Origin of the sequence: Paenibacillus sp. FSL R5-0490 (assembly GCF_001956215.1) — a bacterium.
In the GTDB taxonomy this organism is placed as follows: domain Bacteria; phylum Bacillota; class Bacilli; order Bacillales; family Cytobacillaceae; genus Cytobacillus.
Window position 1 is genome coordinate 69,120 of the sequence record NZ_MRTQ01000004.1, and the last position, 18,702, is coordinate 87,821.

An 18,702-nucleotide genomic window follows, 5' to 3' on the forward strand; every position below is an offset into this window, starting at 1 on the left:
TTTGTGGATGAGACTTGAGTTATCCAGCTTCTTCTACTATACTTTCCAAAGGAATGTTCAAAAAAATGTCGAAAACATAGGAATTTTGACAGCAAAAAAACATTTTTTATGAAGGTGGATAACAATGATTACAAAAAGATGGTCGGTGGATAACAGTGTGGATAAAGAAGATAGTTATTCACAGTGTACACAGGCTGCCGATTTGCTGAAAAATAATGAAGTAGTCGCTTTTCCAACAGAAACCGTATATGGATTGGGTGGGAATGCGAAAAATGACCAAGCGGTCAAAAAAATATTCGAGGCAAAAGGACGTCCGAGTGATAATCCCCTGATTATCCACATTGCTGATAAAGCTCAGCTGGACGCTTTTATAACAGAAATTCCGCAAAAGGCGCAGACGCTGATAGAACATTTTTGGCCGGGACCGCTCACGCTTATTTTTATTCATAAGGAGGGCGTTCTTTCCGAATATGCCACAGCAGGTTTATCCACAGTGGCTGTGAGAATGCCGGATCATCCTGTTGCCCTGGCTTTGCTGAAGAAAACTGGGCTGCCCATTGCGGCTCCAAGTGCGAACCGGTCCGGAAGGCCAAGTCCGACAACGGCTGACCATGTCTGGGAAGACCTGAATGGAAGAATTGCCGGATTAGTGGACGGAGGTCCGACTGGTGTTGGTGTGGAATCAACTGTTGTGGATTGTACGGGAGAAGTGCCGGTTATCTTAAGGCCGGGCGGCATTACAAGAGAACAGCTGGAAGAGGTTGTGGGAGAGGTCAGTGTTGACCCTGCCTTAACGGATGAAAGCCAGGCGCCGAAATCTCCGGGCATGAAGTACCGTCACTATGCGCCGGATGCACCTCTTTATTTAGTAGAAGGAACAAGAGAGGATATCCAGCAATTTGTTGAGGATAAGAAGCAGGAAGGTCTTTCGGTTGGCGTTCTGACGACAGTGGAAAACCGGGAATTCTATCATGCTGACTATGTGTATGCCTGCGGGCAGCGGGAAAAGCTTGAGACCGTGGCAAGCTCTCTCTATGAAGCGTTAAGATATTTTAATACAACTGATGCTGATATTATTTTCTGTGAGATGTTTCCGGGGGAAGGCGTCGGGCATGCCATCATGAACCGCCTGATGAAAGCAGCCGGACACAGGGTCATTAGCAGATAATATAGAAACCGTTTCGTCATGAAGCGGTTTTTTGTTTTGTAAAGAGGAAGGGCATTCTAAATCCGCCTGGACGTGCATATGCTGAATTAGCAAGTCCAAGGGGGCGGAAAAATGTCTGCAATGATTGGGGAAATTCTAACACTGGCTTTAATGGCATTCGCATTGGGAATGGATGCCTTTTCAGTAGGTCTTGGCATGGGGATGTACAAACTCCGCCTCAGACAAATAGCTAAAATCGGCATCACCATTGGACTTTTCCATGTATGGATGCCTTTATTGGGAATGATAGCAGGCAGATTCCTTTCAAATACATTTGGAGCCATTGCCGGATATGTTGGCGGGGGGCTGCTCCTTTTATTAGGTGTGCAGATGATTTGGTCAAGCTTCAGGGATGAAGAAGACAGCTTAATTACGCCAGTGGGCATAGGGCTGCTGATTTTTGCACTGAGCGTCAGCCTTGATAGTTTTTCAGTCGGCCTAAGCCTTGGAATCTACGGAGCTAAAACTTTACTGGTACTCGTCTTCTTCGGAGCCGGGGCGACCATCCTCACATGGGCCGGCCTCCTCACCGGAAGAAAAGTCCAAAGCTGGATCGGCTCCTACAGCGAAGCTCTCGGTGGCGCCATCCTCCTCGCTTTTGGGATAAAGCTTTTAATAGGGTAACAGGTACCGCTCGAATTTTGTCGAATAAGAAGTCGCGGAAATGCAGCCGTTGTTTAAATGTTAATATTTTGTGAAAAATGAAAAGGGTGCAGGCTGCCCTTTTTCTTTTTTTTTGCTTGGGAGCTATAGGTGTTATAGGAAAATTGTCTTATAATGTAAGAAAAGTTTGGATAAAGTTTTAGAGTAATAAACCGATATAAAAGGAGGGAGAGTTTCTATGGCAAATGTATTATTTGTTTGTACGGGAAATACATGCAGAAGCCCGATGGCAGAAGCCATTTTAAAAAGCAGATCGATTCCCGATTTGGAAGTGAAGTCTGCTGGCGTATATGCGGCAGACGGCAGTAAAGCGTCCGAGAATACGAAAAGTGTACTGGAGGAGAACGGAATTCCGCTTCAGCATCAGTCATCCAGTTTGGGTGAAGAGCTAATAGACTGGGCAACCTATATCTTAACGATGACAGCAGGCCACAAAAATACGGTTTTGTCCATGTTTCCAGGTGCAGAGGGCAAAACCTTCACATTAAAAGAGTTTGCCGGAGCATCGGGAGATATTATCGATCCATATGGCGGGCCGGTTGAGATATATAGAAGCACATTTAAAGATCTGACAGAAGCGATTGAGCAGATTCTGGATCGCGTAAAGAGACAAGATTAATCAGGGGGACAACATAATGGGGGAGAAAAAGGGCTATAAATTCGGCCTGAGAAAAAAGCTCGTGTTATTCATCACATCGCTGGCCATCATTACATACACAACAAGTGCAATATTTCTTTACTTCTTATTTCCAAGCATTGAAGAGATGCTTCCATTTGGAGAGGCTGTTTTTACTATTCTAACCTTAGGAATGGGGATTTTCTGGTCAGGTGTACTAGCCTTTTTTGCAGCAGGCTTTATCACTAAACCATTGCAGAAGCTGGAAAAAACGGCCCTCATGGCTGCCAATGGCGATATCGGCCAGGATGCAGAGCTTTCCAAGTCAGATGATGAGATCCGTTCATTGGGGATTGCGTTCAACCATATGCTTTTCAATTTAAGGGATATGGTTCATAAGATTGACGAGAACTTCCGGGAAACGAATGAAAAAGTCATTGCCATGTCCTCCGAGTCCTCAGCAGCTGCAGAACAGGCTGATGCGATTGCCAGGACCATCAGCGAGATTTCCCAGGGAGCAGATAGTTCTGCCGTTTCCATTCAGTCAACAGCTGAATCCATGGAAGATGTTCTGCGCATTGCCCAGGAAGTCCAGGATACAGCAAAAGCATCACAGCATGTTTCCGGTGAAATGGTTCAGGACCTGATGGAATCAAAGAAGGTAATCCATTCACTTATTTCCGGCATAGAAAAACTGGCCCAGGATAATGAGGAATCACTTCAGACAGTCAAGCGTCTTGAGCAGAATGCCGTAAAGGTAGAGCAGATTATACAGCTTGTCGGTGACATTGCAGCCCAGACGAATCTTCTTGCTTTAAATGCTTCCATTGAAGCGGCCCGTGCGGGGGACCATGGCAAAGGATTTGCCGTAGTCGCTGAAGAAGTGCGGAAGCTTGCAGATGAGAGTGCTAAAGCAGTCCAGGGCATCTCGGAGCTGATACAGAACATACAGGAAGAGGTCCGCAATGTTGTCACGCAAATCTCTTATCAGGTGGAGACTGCTAATAATGAAGTGAAAAAAGGCACGAAAACAAATGAAGTGATAGAGGAAATGGCGAAAGTGGTCAATGAAATGGCTGCTTCAGTGTCTGCCATTTCAGGACTGGTGGATTCCCAGATGGAAGGCATCCAGCATACATCCACCCAATCTCAGGAAGTAGCGGCCATTGCGGAAGAAACATCAGCGGGTGCACAGGAGGTTTCGGCTGCCACTCAGCACCAGACCGCTGTTATCGGCAATGTGGAAAAGCTCGCTATTGAGCTAAAAGAGCAGGCAGAAAAATTAAATAGCACCATTACGAAATTTAAATTATAAGGGAGCCCAAATTGCGGCTCCCTTTCTTTATATTTTCAAGGTTTTGTGTCAAAATAAGAGCATAATGTCAAAATAAAGCGGCTTCAAACTGGAGGGTTTCATTATGAAAATTGCAATCGCATCAGATCATGGCGGACTTAATCTCCGCGAAGAAATAAAAAGCTTAATGGATGAAATGGGCATTGAATATGAAGATTTCGGCTGTGAGTGTGAAACTTCAGTAGATTATCCGGATTATGCATTGCCAGTTGCCGAAAAGGTTGCAGGCGGCGAATTCGATAAGGGCATTCTGATCTGTGGAACCGGAATCGGCATGAGCATCTCTGCCAACAAAGTAAAGGGAATCCGCTGTGCACTGGTGCATGATGTATTCAGTGCCAAAGCAACCCGTGAACATAATGACAGCAATATCCTTGCGATGGGTGAACGGGTAATTGGCCCTGGCCTGGCCCGTGAAATTGCAAAAGTTTGGCTTTCAACAGATTTTGAAGGCGGCCGCCATGAAAACCGTGTCGGAAAGATTACTGCTTACGAAACGAAGTAAACTTTCGAAAGGGTGAGCTTTTTGATCAATCAATGGAAAAAAGAATGGGATACCATCATTCGTGAATTCAGCGAACAAGTACCTTTTAATGAAAAGCATATTCTTGCCGTGGGCTGCAGCACAAGTGAAGTCGCCGGGAAACGAATAGGCACAGCCGGAACGGAACAAGTGGCTGAAATGATATTTGAGCGTCTGGACAAGCTCAGCCAGGACACCGGAGCTGCTCTGGCTTTTCAATGCTGCGAGCATTTGAACAGGGCATTAGTCGTGGAGCGGGCTGTTGCCGAGGCAAGAAATCTGGATGAAGTGGCCGTCATCCCTCACCGCAAGGCCGGCGGTGCGATGGCGACATATGCCTATGAACACTTCAAAGATCCCGTCATGGTGGAGTTTATCAAGGCAGATGCCGGCATTGATATCGGCGACACACTGATCGGCATGCACCTGAAGCATGTCGCAGTTCCAATCAGGACATCCCAAAAATCAGTCGGCGAGGCCCACGTCACCCTGGCTAAAACCAGGCCGAAACTCATCGGCGGTGTCCGGGCGATCTATGAACGGAACGCTGAGAATGAATCCTGCAGGTAGATAAATATTAATTTGATGCCCCGATCGCCTGGTGATTGGGGCTTTATACTCCCTGTTGGATTCTTGATGAGTTTTGACCGCTGGAGGTCAGTTCGGACTGAAAAACCATAAATCATGGATTCAGAGTCCGAAGTCAGGTTAACTTCGGACATAGAAAGCAGAAATCAGGGATTCAAAGTCAGAAGTCAGGTCACCTTCGGACACAAAAAGTAGAAATAGAGGATTCAGAGTCCGAAGTTAGGTCACCTTCGGACACAAAAAGTAGAAATCGGGGATTCAGAGTCCGAAGTCAGCGCAACTTCGGACAGAAAAAGCATAAGTCATAGATTCAGAGTCCGAACCCGCCACGCCAAAAGAATGGTGACAGGTACCCATACCAATCTCCCAAACTGGTATAGGTGCCTGTCACTTTTTCAGAAAACATGCTAAAATAAAAAAGAATTTTCACAAAAAGATCGATACATAGAATTGGAAAGCCCTCAGAGGCTTGCCTTCATTAAAAGTGTGTTGGAGAAAAGGGAGGATTCTTATGAAGCATTTAGCACAGCAGGATGAGCAGGTTTTCAAGTCGATTCAGGAAGAATTAGGACGCCAGAGATCAAAGATTGAATTAATCGCTTCTGAAAACTTTGTCAGTGAAGCGGTAATGGAAGCACAGGGTTCTGTTTTAACAAACAAGTATGCTGAAGGCTATCCGGGCCGCCGCTATTATGGCGGATGTGAGCATGTGGATGTAGTCGAAGATTTAGCCCGTGACCGTGCGAAAGAAATTTTCGGTGCAGAGCATGTGAATGTACAGCCGCATTCAGGTGCACAGGCAAACATGGCCGTATACTTCACTGTCTTAGAGCAGGGAGATACTGTTCTCGGTATGAATCTCTCACATGGCGGACATTTAACGCACGGCAGCCCTGTTAACTTCAGCGGCGTGCAGTACAATTTCGTTGAATATGGCGTGGATAAAGAAACACACCGCATTGATTACGAAGATGTCCTTGAAAAAGCCCGCACGTCTAAGCCTAAATTAATTGTAGCGGGTGCAAGTGCCTATCCGCGTGAAATTGACTTCAAGCGTTTCCGTGAAATTGCCGATGAAGTCGGTGCCATGCTGATGGTTGATATGGCTCACATTGCAGGCCTTGTAGCTGCTGGGCTTCATCAGAATCCGGTACCGTTCGCGGACTTTGTAACAACTACTACTCACAAGACATTACGCGGACCGCGCGGCGGCATGATTCTCTGCAAAGAAGAATATGCGAAGAAAATTGATAAATCCATTTTCCCTGGAATCCAGGGCGGTCCTTTAATGCACGTCATTGCGGCAAAAGCGGTTGCTTTCGGCGAAGCGCTTCAGGATGATTTCAAAACCTATGCAGGCAATATCATTTCGAATGCCAAAAAGCTGGCTGAAGCACTAAAGACTGAAGGAATTGATCTTGTATCACAGGGTACAGACAACCATTTGTTGCTGGTTGATCTCCGCTCCCTTGGCCTAACCGGGAAAGTAGCTGAGAAAGTACTTGATGAGGTCGGCATTACAGTCAACAAAAACACGATTCCTTTCGATCCGGAAAGCCCATTTGTCACAAGCGGCATCCGTATCGGTACAGCGGCCGTTACATCCCGCGGATTTGGTGAAAAAGAAATGCAGGAAATTGCATCCATCATCGCCTTCACACTTAAAAATCACGAAGATGAAGGGAAGCTTAAAGAAGCGGCTCAGCGCGTAGAAGCCCTAACAGGAACCTTCACTTTATATCCAGAATATTAATCAATCAGCCGGTCTCAGCTTGAGGCCGGCTTTTATGTGGTAACATAAGAAAATTTTGGACTTAGTGAAACTGTCTGGCTCCCTGTTCTAAGCTAATCCTTCAAAGTCGCCAATAAAAGGTTTACTTCCGCTTTTCTTGTAATAATGACTTTTCTTTTACAAATACGAATCATAGTTGCCGATGGAATTGTTTTTCTGTAAAATTAGACGAAGTGTGGTTCGACTAATCTGCATAATGAAAAGGAGAGATACTCATGGCAAAGGTTTACGTTTTTGATCATCCATTAATTCAGCATAAGCTTACATACATTCGTGAAAAGAGTACGGGAACAAAGGAATTCCGCGAGCTTGTCGATGAAGTGGCAACTCTGATGGCATTCGAGATTACCCGTGACATGCCTTTAGAAGAAATCACAATTGATACACCAGTCAGCACGATGAAGTCCAATGTTCTTGCAGGTAAGAAGCTGGGAATCATCCCAATTCTGCGTGCAGGAATTGGAATGGTTGACGGTATCCTGAAGCTGATTCCAGCTGCAAAAGTGGGCCATATCGGTTTATACCGTGACCCGGAAACCCTGCAGCCTGTTGAATACTATGTGAAGCTTCCAAGTGATGTGGAAGAAAGAGATTTCATCGTAGTTGACCCTATGCTTGCAACTGGCGGCTCTGCGATTGAAGCCATCCACTCTCTCAAAAAGCGCGGAGGCAAAAACATTAAATTCATGTGCCTGATTGCCGCTCCTGAAGGGGTTGAAGCTGTGAAAGAAGCTCATCCTGACGTTGACATCTACATTGCAGCATTAGACGAAAAATTGAACGAAAAAGGCTATATCGTCCCTGGTTTGGGCGATGCAGGCGACCGTTTATTTGGAACAAAATAATTCCTTTTTGAAGCACCTTATCCCTTTTTTAATCATAGAAAGATAAGAGGTATTTATCTTTTATGTAAGGGGAAGGTGCTTTAAATGTTTTCCTCAATAAGAGTAATGACGATTTTCGGGACAAGGCCGGAAGCCATTAAAATGGCCCCTCTTGTTCTTGAACTTCAAAAACATCCTGAGCATTTTGAATCGATTGTGACCGTGACGGCACAGCATCGCGAAATGCTTGATCAGGTATTAAATATTTTTAAGATCACACCAGATTATGACCTGAATATCATGAAAGACCGCCAGACACTGGTGGATGTGACTACACGCGGACTTGAAGGCCTTGATAAGATCATGAAGGAAGTAAAGCCGGATATCGTGCTTGTTCACGGTGATACCACTACAACGTTTATTGCAAGCCTTGCCGCTTTCTATAACCAGATTGTCGTAGGCCATGTTGAAGCGGGACTGCGCACATGGAATAAATATTCTCCATTCCCTGAGGAAATGAACCGCCAGCTAACAGGTGTCATGGCTGATCTGCACTTCTCGCCAACATCCAAGTCAGCGGAAAACCTCTTAAATGAGAATAAAAAGAGTGACAGTATTTTCATCACTGGAAACACGGCAATCGATGCGCTTAAAACAACGGTTAAAGATTCGTATCATCATGAAGTCCTTGAGAAAATTGGCGATGACCGCCTTGTGCTGCTGACTGCACACCGCCGTGAAAACCTGGGAGAGCCGATGCGCAACATGTTCAAGGCTATTAAAAGGCTGGTGGAAGAACAGAAAGATATACAAGTCGTCTATCCCGTTCACATGAACCCTGCTGTACGGGAGATTGCATCAGAAATCCTTGGCAGCGATAGCCGCATACACTTAATTGAGCCGCTAGACGTTATTGATTTCCATAATTTTGCTTCACGAGCTCATCTGATTCTGACCGATTCAGGCGGAGTTCAGGAAGAAGCACCATCACTTGGTGTACCTGTACTTGTTCTGCGTGATACAACGGAAAGGCCTGAAGGAATTGAAGCAGGAACCCTTAAGCTTGCCGGCATCGAGGAACAGCCAATTTACGAACTGGCAACGGAGCTTCTGACTGATGGGGCGGCTTATGAAAAAATGGCTAAAGCTGTAAATCCGTATGGAGACGGAAATGCTTCCAGGAGAATTTGCGATGCGATCCGTTACCATTTTAAACAGACGAATGAACGGCCGGAAGAATATAAACCGCAAAACTAATAGAAATGCACCTCTCTTAAGTCGAGGTGCATTTTTCTGTTCTATTTTCAAAAAAGGGGAGGGGAGAAGCGGGCCTCATTCCCTGAAAAACAACATGGTTGATATGTTGGTGGTTGGATGGTTGAAATTGAATAGAGAAATCTATTTTATTTTTATGTTAAAAGTCTCTTTCCCCGCCACGCTGGAAAAGTTATGATAGAGTATAGATGAAATGGAAGATAGATTTGAACAGAAACAGTAAGCGGTTAACAGGTTGATGGGTGGATGGTTATTTGCAAAATGTTGATATATCAATGTTTCCAAAGAGTGTAGAGTGATCAAGTGACGTACTCATGGTTGAAGAAAGGGCGGCAGAAATGACATCAGTGATGAAGCATTTACCGCAAAAATGACCATGGTGGTTTTGTTGGCGGTTAGGTGGTTAGTCATGGGTAATGCCCGGCGGAAGCTGGGGGATCGGCAAGATACCAAGAAAGGTGCTGAGGACGTTGGCGAATCAGTATTTGACAATGAAAGAGCTTAAAGAGGCACTTCCGGAAATACCTGAGAATAGCTTAAAGCGTTATTTGCAGGAGCATGCAGAATACATAAATTATCGGAAGGAACATAATCGCTATAAAATCCAGGCTTCCGAAATTGAAAAGCTTAAATTTATCCGGAAATTATATTCAGATGGGCTGAAAAAAGAGGAAGTTACAGCAAAGCTTGAGGATGCAGGAATTCCGGTCATCATTACAGTGGAGGATGAGGAAGAAAGCAGCTCCACCTCGCTTGTAAATGTGAATTCCGAACTGACAGATATGAAAAAGCTTGTCAGCTTCCTCGTGCAGCAAAACGAGCAATCCCGTCTTACCCAGAATAAAATCAGGGAACAAAACAAACAGCTGATACATGAGGTGCACGAGCTAAAACTCACAATTGAAGATTTAAGAAATGCCCATGCACAAGGCTATGAAAAAGAGAGCGAAAAAGTTACTTCCCTCTATGAAAAACTGATGGCGACACAAAAGTCTGTAGAAGAAGTAGCCGGTGCATTAGAGGCTGAAAAAAGCAAAAGCATCTGGCAGAAGATATTTGGAAAGTAAAGGAATGCCCGAATTGCAAGATCAACGTTTAGACTGCTGTCTGCGGGGTATTGGCATAATGATTTTATATACCCGGGAGGTCGAATAAATGAGAGCATTAGCCGTTTTAGAAGGAGCATTGATTGTCTGGATCATCATGCTTGTGGGTTCATTAATGGGAACCTTCATGTCTGAAGGTTTTATCGCCCTGGTATTTAAGCTGGCAGAAGGAAAAGGAATCCTGCTTACAGTATTACTGATAGCCGCGACCATAGCGGATATGTGGAGAGATAAAAAGCGGGACCATTTAATTCAAAAAGGAAAACTGGAACCGAATCAACTGTTTTAATACATAAAGGGAGAAAGCCATCATTCATTTGATGGTTTTTTTAAATAATCTAAAAGTACCATTTTCTGAAAATACTAAAACTATATTGATAATCAATTGGAAGATAGATAGAATTAATTATACAGAATATTGTATATTGGTCGGTTTTTGAAAAGGAGATGAAGATTTGAAAAGATTAAGGTTATTGTTAATCGTATTCACATTAGTTTTAAGTTCTGCAGCTTTTTCAGGAAATATGGTGAATGCGAAAGAACGGTCCGGGGAGAAATTAAGTCAAGCCCATCCGAAAAAGGCAGGCTTTGATCCGGAGAAATTGAAAGGTATTGATAAAGTCATTACGGAGGCTATTGCGGATGGTGTTACACCGGGTGCAGTAGTTCTTGTAGCCAAGGATGGAAAGATTGTCAAAGAAGAAGCGTACGGATATGCACAAAAGTATGATATGGGGGAATTGCTCGAGAACCCCAGAAAAATGAAAAAGAAAACATTGTTTGATCTTGCTTCCGTTACGAAGGTAATGGGAACCACTCAGGGCATTATGAAACTTGTTGGTGACGGGAAACTCTCGGTCAATGACAGGGTATCTGATTTTATTCCTGAGTTTGCCCAGCATGGAAAACAGGATATTACAGTAGCTGACCTGCTGACACACACTTCTGGTTTAACTCCCTGGAAACCGACATACCTTTACGCTGATAATTCGGAAGAGGTTTTGAATTATATAAACAAGCTGCCACTTGAATATCCGACTGGCACGGACAGAAGATATAGCGATTTTAGCTTTATGATGCTGGGTTTTTTAATTGAAGAGATCAGCGGACAAAAATTGGATATTTACTTAGAAAAAAATATTTATAAGCCCTTAAAAATGAATGATACGATGTTTACCCCACCGGATCATTTCAAGAAAAAAATTGCGGCTACCTCATGGGGAAATCCTTATGAGTATAAAATGATTGATGACCCTAATTTCGGGTACTACGTTGAAGAAAGCCCGGACATGTTCAAATACTGGAGAAATTACACCTTAGTTGGAGAAGTTAATGATGGGAATAGTTTCTATGGCAATAAAGGGGTTGCAGGCCATGCCGGTTTATTTTCGACAGCAAGGGACCTTGCTGTATTGGGCCAGACCATGTTAAATGGCGGAATATATGGGAAAATGAAAATGTATGATCAAGAAGTGATTGATACCTTTACCTCTTCTCAGCGCTTTGGCCAGGGTTATGGCTGGGAGCTGGATAAAAGCTGGTATATGGGAGAACACTATTCTGACAAAGCCTTTGGCCATACTGGTTTTACTGGAACGCAGGTTATTATTGATCCAAAGGAAAATCTTCAGATTATCCTGCTGACGAACAAACAAAACAATGGCCCTTTACCAAGCGGATCATACCGCAGCACAGGCGCTCTTTCTAAAGCAGTAGCTAATATTGTTTATGAATCCTTGAACTAGCCGTAATTTTATATTGATGCATACAAGGCTTCTATTCAGCCCACCCTAAAACAAAAAGAGGGTGGGTTTTCTAATGAAAAAACTCTTACTGTCCATAACAGTCTTATCCTTGTTTTGGAGTCAAACTCCCGTTTCTGCACGAACACTTTCACACCCTCCTATACCGGAAGAGTCACCTGATATTGAAAAAGTGGCAATCATTGTATTAAGTGATGCAAAGAAGGAACAGGAAATAAAAAAAATGATAGAGCAAAATCCTGATCTGCGAATCAGGCATACATTCAATCAGGCATTAAACGGCTTTTCAGTAAAAGGAAAGCCATCTGCATTGCAAAGCCTGCAAAAGCTGGAGTCAGTCTCTGCTGTTTCACCGGTTAATACCTATCATGTTCATTCTGATGACAATATCAAGCTGATTGGCGGCCTCAATGCCAGAGGCTATTATGATGAAAATAACCAGCGCCTTACGGGCAAGGGTGTGAAAGTAGGCGTAATCGATACCGGCATCGATTATAATCATCCTGACTTGCGAAGAAGCTATGGCGGCGGTCGCGATTTGGTGGATAATGATAGAGATCCGATGGAAACAAAGGCTGCCGGGGGACAAGGCACACTGCACGGCACTCACGTCGCGGGCATCATTGCGGCAAATGGCAGGATCCAGGGGGTTGCACCGGAATCAACTATCATCGCTTACAGGGCTCTCGGACCAGGCGGAAGCGGAACAACAGAACAGGTGATAGCGGCCATCGAACAGGCCATAAAGGATAAAGTGGATGTGTTAAACCTTTCATTGGGAAATAACGTAAACGGGCCAGACCTTCCAATAAGCATGGCTCTGAATAAAGCGGTTGAAAAAGGAATAACGGCTGTCACTTCATCAGGCAATTCGGGACCAAATATCTGGACAGTCGGATCTCCAGGAACAGCGTCGAAGGCTATTTCTGTCGGAGCCTCTACACCAACAATAAAGGTGCCATTTTTGAGCATAAACGGACGCGAAATCCGCCTTGATTTGCTCCAGGGTTCAAAGGAATGGGAATTTGACCGCTCCTATGAAATGATCGATGGGGGACTTGGACATCCGGATGAATTAAAGAATGCGGAAGGAAAAATAGTACTAATAGAAAGAGGGGAATTGACGTTTACAGATAAAGCTGTCCATGCGATGGAAGCAGGAGCAGAAGGAATCATTATCTATAACAATACAAAAGGCAGGTTCTTCGGCAATCTGGACAGCCAGGTTCCCATTCCGGCAGCGGCGCTTTCAAAGGAAGAAGGAGAGGAGCTCAAGAAGCTCATGAAGGAAGGAAGGCTACTTGCCCGGACTAATATAATAGAAGAAAGGGACATACTGGCTGACTTCAGCTCCCGCGGACCTGTTACATCCACATGGGAAATTAAACCGGATGTTGTGGCACCGGGAGTTGCCATAAATAGCACCATTCCCGGCGGCTACCTGCCGCTCCAGGGAACAAGCATGGCCGCTCCGCATGTAGCAGGTGCCTGTGCGATCCTCAAACAGGCTCATCCCGAATGGGGGCCGGAACAAATCAAGGCGGCACTCATGAATACCGCTAAACTTATTAGGAATGCGGATGGACAAACATATAGAACGTATGAGCAGGGGGCCGGCAGGATACAGCTTGATCAGGCGCTGAAAGCAGAAACGCTTGTCTTCCCGGCGTCCATGCAATTCGGGAAATTTCAGATCGCAGACAGGCTTCATGACCACAGCAGTTTTATAACGGTTGAAAATATAAGTGAAAACACGCAGTCTTATTCCTTTTCCGTACCACATAAGGAGCAGGGCATCAATTGGGAAATGCCTATGACGTTTCAATTGAACCCGGGCGAAAAGAAAAAGGCTGAAATTAAAATGTCTGCTGATCCGACCCTTTTACAGAAAAAGATCCATGACGGGTACCTTTTATTGAAAGCAGGTGCAGAGAGTATCCATATTCCATACCTGTATGTGCTGGAAGAGCCGGATTACCCAAGGGTGATGGGATTTGGAATCGGCAAAGGAGATAAGCCAGGCACGTATCGATATGAAGTGTATCTGCCGGGCGGGGCAGAGGAATTCGGAATTGCAATGTTTGATTCGGAAAGTCTCCGTTTCATGGGATTTCTGGATTGGAAAAGAAATGCCGGCAAGGGGCAGCTGCTGCAGGAAATCCCTGCTGACAAACTCCCCGGTCCGGGGCTATACCTGGCGAAAGTGTTTGCCAAAAAGGCCGGCAGGGAAGACTGGATCGAAACCTATCTATTTGTGAGGCCGGATGGCCAGCTGGGTGAACCGGAGCCTTCAGCAGAATCAGAAGAGAGTGCGAAGTAAATGAAAATAAAGCGTTTTCAGGAGCGATGCAGAATCTCGCTCCTTTTTCAATAGAAAATCCGAAAATCAAATGTGATAAATATGTGAACATACCATATTTTTGCCTTTTTGTTTGTGAACTTTTTCACTCCAAACGCATTGACATTGACAAAGCCCTATTGTATGCTTACAAAGGGTAAAAGATGATAGGGTTTTCAAAATATTTTTGCAGACATATTTCCCACTTCTGCATGATGTTTATATGATTATTTATGGCCTCAAAACCCTCTTACCATTCTCTTTAAGGGAGGATGCGTTTTTATGCGTCAAAAAGACCGCAACCCATTTAAGGCGGTGGCCTTAATGTCCGCCATTCTTTCCCAGTTAGTAGGTTCCACGCTCATTGGCATTTTCGCCGGAAGATGGCTTGACAGCAAGGCAGGAACTGAGCCTTTATTCCTTTTAATCGGCTTGTTCATTGGACTGGGCGCCGGGATTTACGCCATGCTTCGCCTAATCCAACATTTTTTCACAGGGGAATGAACAACATGCCGGAAATCAAAGCAACTTTTCAAAGACAGCGGAAATACATATTCCTTTTGTTGTCTGTATACGTTCTCGGCTGGGGTTTTACACCTTATCAATCTATTTTTCTTGGCTTGATCTTTGGTACAAGCTTAAGTCTGTTCAATTTGTGGCTGATTTCCCGAAAGGCGCTGCAGTTTGGAGAGGCGGTCGAGAGAGGCGAGAAGGTGCGTTCACTTGGAACGGTATCCAGAATGGCTACAGCAGTATTTGCTGTGATGATCGCTCTGGAATACCCTGAGAAGCTGCATCTGATCAGTGTGGTATTTGGATTAATGACATCCTATATTGTCATTATGATAGATTATTTTCTTCAATCTTTTCAATTACGTAAATAGCGGGAAGAGAGGTGAACACTATTGCATCATGAAGCTCCTATAGTGGACTTTTTAGGATTGAATTTTAACTTATCAAACGTACTGATGATCACAGTGGCAAGTGCTATTGTATTCATTATTGCTTTGCTTTCAACCCGTCGATTGGCCATGAAACCAACGGGGATGCAAAACTTCTTCGAATGGGTAATGGATTTTGTTAAGAATATCATTAACAGTACGATGGACTGGAAGACAGGCGGAAGATTCCATATCCTTGGATTAACCCTGATCATGTATATTTTTGTTTCAAACATGCTCGGACTTCCGTTCGCGATCACTTATGATCACACTTTATGGTGGAAATCGCCAACAGCCGATCCTGTTATCACCTTAACATTAGCGGCAATGGTAGTCGGGCTTTCGCATTACTATGGCGTAAAGCTTAAAGGAGTAGGAGAATACGGCCGGGATTTTATCAGGCCAATGCCTTTCTTGTTCCCATTGAAAATCATTGAAGAGTTTGCAAATACTCTGACATTAGGACTTCGTCTTTACGGTAACATCTACGCAGGTGAAATCCTGCTGACGTTGCTTGTCGGAGGACTCGCAAGTGCCGGTGTAGGCGGAATGCTTGCCGCAGTTATACCAACACTTGTATGGCAGGGATTCTCAATCTTTGTCGGATCTATCCAGGCATTCATTTTCTGTATGTTAACAATGGTTTATATGGCACACAAAGTGAGCCAGGACCATTAATATATACCTGTTCATTTTATGGACAAAACATTTTAAACAAATAAATTTTCATACAATTTAAGGAGGAACTCAATAATGGGTCTTTTAGCAGCAGCAATTGCAATCGGTTTAGCAGCACTAGGTGCCGGTATCGGTAACGGTCTTATCGTTTCAAAAACAGTAGAAGGTATGGCTCGCCAGCCAGAAGCTCGCGGTATGCTTCAAACTACAATGTTCATCGGGGTTGCACTAGTTGAGGCCGTTCCGATCATTGGCGTTGTTATCGCGTTCATGGTTATCGGCGGTTAATTAATACTGTACCAATCGTTCAAAAATGGCGAAGATCATTCCATGAACCTTCGCCATTCCTTTATGTTTTTTTACCGTAAACTAATTCGGAATCATGCATATGACTCCGTTTCATAAGTGGAACAACTCTTGAAGGGAGTGAATCGAGGGTGTTAACAAACAGTCTAGTATTAGGCGCTGCAGGCGGCGGTTTTAACGGCGGGGACATTTTGTACCAGCTGGTCATGTTCATTATCTTGTTGGCATTGCTGAAAAAATTCGCGTGGGGTCCGTTAATGGGCATTATGCAGCAGCGTGAAGAGCACATTGCCAGTGAAATTCAAGCGGCAGAAGAAAGCCGTACAGAAGCAAAGAAACTTTTAGAAGAGCAAAGAAGTCTTTTAAAAGAAGCACGTACAGAAGCGCAGGGTCTTATCGAAAATGCGAAGAAACAAGGCGATGTTCAGCGTGAGGAGATCGTTGCGGCTGCCCGCACTGAGTCTGAGCGCATTAAGGAATCTGCAAAGCTTGAAATCGAGCAGCAGAAAGAACAGGCGGTTGCCGCTATCCGCGAGCAGGTCGCTTCATTGTCTGTCCTAATTGCTTCCAAGGTTATCGAGAAGGAACTAAGTGCAGCTGATCAGGAAAAGCTGATCAATGAATACATTCAAGAGGCAGGAGAAAAGCGATGACGGGCTCCACAGTAGCAAAGCGCTACGCGTTGGCTCTTTTCCAGCTTGCGAATGAACACCAGCTTCTTGACCAAATGGAAGAAGAGCTTCGTGCAGTGAAAGAAGTAGTAAACCATAACTCAGATTTAAAGTCTGTTTTGAAATCTCCAAAGCTTTCAATCGAGAAGAAAAAAGAGATTTTAAAAGAAGCATTTGCATCTGTGAACACCTTTGTACTAAACACATTAATGATATTAATTGAACGCCACCGTGAAGATCATATCTCTGATGTGGCAGATCATTTTATAAGCCTGGCGAATGACAAAAAAGGAATTGCGGATGCAAAAGTATACACTGTCCGTCCGCTATCTGAAGCAGAGAAGGAAGCATTATCTGTGTCATTTGCAGCTAAGGTTGGAAAAAAATCACTTCGTATTGACAATATAGTTGATACTAACTTGCTCGGCGGCATCAAGCTTCGAATCGGAAACCGGATTTTCGACGGCAGCTTGCGCGGGAAGCTAGAGCGTCTTGAACGTCAATTGTTAGGCTAAGATTCGTAGATAGGGGTGAAACTCATGAGCATCAATGCTGAAGAAATCAGTGCGCTGATAAAAAAGCAAATCGAAAACTATCAGTCGGAAATTCAAGTGAGTGATGTAGGTACGGTTATCTCTGTTGGTGACGGTATCGCTCGTGCTCATGGCCTCGACAATGTCATGGCTGGAGAACTTGTTGAATTTTCAAACGGCGTTATGGGTATGGCACAAAACCTTGAAGAAAATAACGTCGGTATTATCATTTTAGGACCATTTACAGAAATCCGTGAAGGCGATGAAGTACGCCGTACGGGCCGCATCATGGAGGTACCGGTTGGTGAAGAACTTATCGGCCGCGTAGTAAACCCTCTTGGACAGCCAGTAGATGGCATGGGACCAATTAACACAACAAAATCACGTCCGATTGAAAGCCAGGCACCAGGTGTTATGGATCGTAAATCCGTACACGAGCCGCTTCAAACAGGAATCAAGGCGATTGACGCACTTGTGCCAATCGGCCGCGGACAGCGTGAGTTAATCATCGGTGACCGTCAAACAGGTAAAACATCCGTTGCAATCGATACAATCCTGAACCAAAAAGATCAGGATATGGTATGTATCTATGTGGCAATCGGACAAAAAGAATCTACAGTTCGTAATGCAGTAGAAACACTTCGTAAGCAAGGTGCGCTTGATTACACAATCGTTGTAACAGCATCTGCATCACAGCCTGCTCCAATGCTATACCTGGCTCCTTACGCCGGTGTAACAATGGGTGAAGAGTTCATGTACAACGGCAAGCACGTTCTTGTTGTGTATGATGACTTGACAAAGCAAGCTTCTGCTTACCGTGAGCTTTCATTGCTATTGCGCCGTCCTCCAGGCCGTGAAGCATATCCAGGGGACGTATTCTACTTGCACAGCCGCTTATTAGAGCGCGCTGCAAAGCTAAGTGATGCGAAAGGTGCAGGTTCAATCACTGCGCTTCCATTTATCGAAACACAAGCAGGCGACGTTTCTGCTTACATTCCGACAAACGTTATCTCAATCACTGACGGACAAATTTTCCTTCAGTCTGACCTATTCTTCTCCGGTGTACGTCCGGCGATCAACGCAGGTCTTTCTGTATCACGTGTAGGTGGATCTGCACAGATCAAAGCAATGAAAAAGGTTGCAGGTACACTGCGTCTTGACCTTGCTTCATACCGTGAACTTGAATCATTTGCCCAGTTCGGTTCTGACCTTGATAAAGCAACACAGGCTAAACTTAACCGTGGTGCCCGTACAGTAGAGGTTCTAAAGCAGGATCTTAACAAGCCGTTAAAAGTTGAGAAGCAGGTTGCAATCCTTTACGCTCTAACTCGCGGCTTCTTAGATGACATTCCTGTACAGGATATTCGTCGTTTCGAATCTGAATTCCTTTCATGGTTAGACCATAACCGCAAAGATTTGTTAGACCATATCGTGACTACAAAAGAACTTCCTTCTGATGACGATATGGCATCTGCGATTAACGACTTTAAGAAAACTTTCGCAGTATCCGAATAATGGAGATTG

The 18,702-nt window shown here is 44.5% G+C and carries 20 protein-coding genes; all 20 read left to right on the forward strand.

The annotated features are described in order from the left end of the window. The first annotated feature begins 124 nt into the window (after positions 1-124). The 20 genes from BK139_RS04395 (at position 125) to atpA (ending at position 18,693) form a co-directional block, all read left to right on the forward strand. Positions 125-1,168, forward strand: coding sequence for an L-threonylcarbamoyladenylate synthase (locus BK139_RS04395; protein ID WP_076257095.1), 1,044 nt, complete (start codon positions 125-127; stop codon positions 1,166-1,168). 111 nt (positions 1,169-1,279) lie between these two features. Further along, complete coding sequence (locus tag BK139_RS04400) at positions 1,280-1,831, forward strand: manganese efflux pump MntP (RefSeq protein ID WP_076257097.1); 552 nt, start codon at positions 1,280-1,282, stop codon at positions 1,829-1,831. A gap of 217 nt (positions 1,832-2,048) precedes the next feature. After that, on the forward strand, positions 2,049-2,489 hold the full coding sequence (locus BK139_RS04405; RefSeq protein ID WP_076257099.1) for a low molecular weight protein arginine phosphatase: 441 nt from the start codon (positions 2,049-2,051) through the stop codon (positions 2,487-2,489). Positions 2,490-2,505: 16 nt separating this feature from the next. Then, positions 2,506-3,801: a methyl-accepting chemotaxis protein gene (locus BK139_RS04410; RefSeq protein ID WP_076257101.1), complete on the forward strand. Its 1,296-nt coding sequence runs from the start codon at positions 2,506-2,508 to the stop codon at positions 3,799-3,801. A gap of 103 nt (positions 3,802-3,904) precedes the next feature. Then, complete coding sequence (gene rpiB, locus BK139_RS04415) at positions 3,905-4,345, forward strand: ribose 5-phosphate isomerase B (protein WP_048010927.1); 441 nt, start codon at positions 3,905-3,907, stop codon at positions 4,343-4,345. A gap of 21 nt (positions 4,346-4,366) precedes the next feature. Continuing rightward, entirely contained in the window at positions 4,367-4,933 is a 567-nt protein-coding gene (locus BK139_RS04420) for a TIGR01440 family protein (protein ID WP_083675292.1), read from the forward strand. 529 nt (positions 4,934-5,462) lie between these two features. Continuing rightward, entirely contained in the window at positions 5,463-6,704 is a 1,242-nt protein-coding gene (locus BK139_RS04425) for a serine hydroxymethyltransferase (RefSeq protein ID WP_076257105.1), read from the forward strand. 254 nt (positions 6,705-6,958) lie between these two features. Next, positions 6,959-7,588: a uracil phosphoribosyltransferase gene (gene upp, locus BK139_RS04430; protein WP_076257107.1), complete on the forward strand. Its 630-nt coding sequence runs from the start codon at positions 6,959-6,961 to the stop codon at positions 7,586-7,588. A gap of 84 nt (positions 7,589-7,672) precedes the next feature. Continuing rightward, a complete protein-coding gene (wecB, locus tag BK139_RS04435; RefSeq protein WP_076257109.1) occupies positions 7,673-8,824 on the forward strand; it encodes a non-hydrolyzing UDP-N-acetylglucosamine 2-epimerase in 1,152 nt (383 codons plus the stop codon). 488 nt (positions 8,825-9,312) lie between these two features. Next, positions 9,313-9,909 (forward strand): hypothetical protein, encoded by a 597-nt coding sequence (locus BK139_RS04440; RefSeq protein ID WP_076257281.1) that lies wholly within the window; start codon positions 9,313-9,315, stop codon positions 9,907-9,909. A gap of 88 nt (positions 9,910-9,997) precedes the next feature. After that, entirely contained in the window at positions 9,998-10,237 is a 240-nt protein-coding gene (locus BK139_RS04445) for a hypothetical protein (RefSeq protein WP_076257111.1), read from the forward strand. A gap of 166 nt (positions 10,238-10,403) precedes the next feature. Continuing rightward, the gene (locus BK139_RS04450) at positions 10,404-11,693 is read left to right on the forward strand and encodes a serine hydrolase (protein ID WP_286147877.1); all 1,290 of its coding nucleotides are present in this window, start codon (positions 10,404-10,406) and stop codon (positions 11,691-11,693) included. Between the two features lie 73 nt (positions 11,694-11,766). Beyond that, positions 11,767-14,031: a S8 family serine peptidase gene (locus tag BK139_RS04455; protein ID WP_076257113.1), complete on the forward strand. Its 2,265-nt coding sequence runs from the start codon at positions 11,767-11,769 to the stop codon at positions 14,029-14,031. A gap of 300 nt (positions 14,032-14,331) precedes the next feature. Beyond that, positions 14,332-14,553: an AtpZ/AtpI family protein gene (locus BK139_RS04460; RefSeq protein WP_076257114.1), complete on the forward strand. Its 222-nt coding sequence runs from the start codon at positions 14,332-14,334 to the stop codon at positions 14,551-14,553. A gap of 5 nt (positions 14,554-14,558) precedes the next feature. Further along, the gene (locus BK139_RS04465) at positions 14,559-14,933 is read left to right on the forward strand and encodes an ATP synthase subunit I (RefSeq protein ID WP_076257115.1); all 375 of its coding nucleotides are present in this window, start codon (positions 14,559-14,561) and stop codon (positions 14,931-14,933) included. A gap of 21 nt (positions 14,934-14,954) precedes the next feature. Next, complete coding sequence (gene atpB, locus BK139_RS04470) at positions 14,955-15,668, forward strand: F0F1 ATP synthase subunit A (RefSeq protein ID WP_076257117.1); 714 nt, start codon at positions 14,955-14,957, stop codon at positions 15,666-15,668. Between the two features lie 75 nt (positions 15,669-15,743). Next, complete coding sequence (gene atpE, locus BK139_RS04475; RefSeq protein WP_009332220.1) at positions 15,744-15,956, forward strand: F0F1 ATP synthase subunit C; 213 nt, start codon at positions 15,744-15,746, stop codon at positions 15,954-15,956. A gap of 149 nt (positions 15,957-16,105) precedes the next feature. Further along, a complete protein-coding gene (locus tag BK139_RS04480; protein ID WP_076257120.1) occupies positions 16,106-16,627 on the forward strand; it encodes a F0F1 ATP synthase subunit B in 522 nt (173 codons plus the stop codon). Further along, positions 16,624-17,160, forward strand: coding sequence for a F0F1 ATP synthase subunit delta (locus BK139_RS04485; RefSeq protein WP_035327929.1), 537 nt, complete (start codon positions 16,624-16,626; stop codon positions 17,158-17,160). Before BK139_RS04480 ends, BK139_RS04485 begins: the two co-directional genes overlap by 4 nt. Positions 17,161-17,184: 24 nt before the next feature. Continuing rightward, positions 17,185-18,693 (forward strand): F0F1 ATP synthase subunit alpha, encoded by a 1,509-nt coding sequence (atpA, locus tag BK139_RS04490; RefSeq protein WP_076257122.1) that lies wholly within the window; start codon positions 17,185-17,187, stop codon positions 18,691-18,693. Positions 18,694-18,702: the final 9 nt, after the last annotated feature.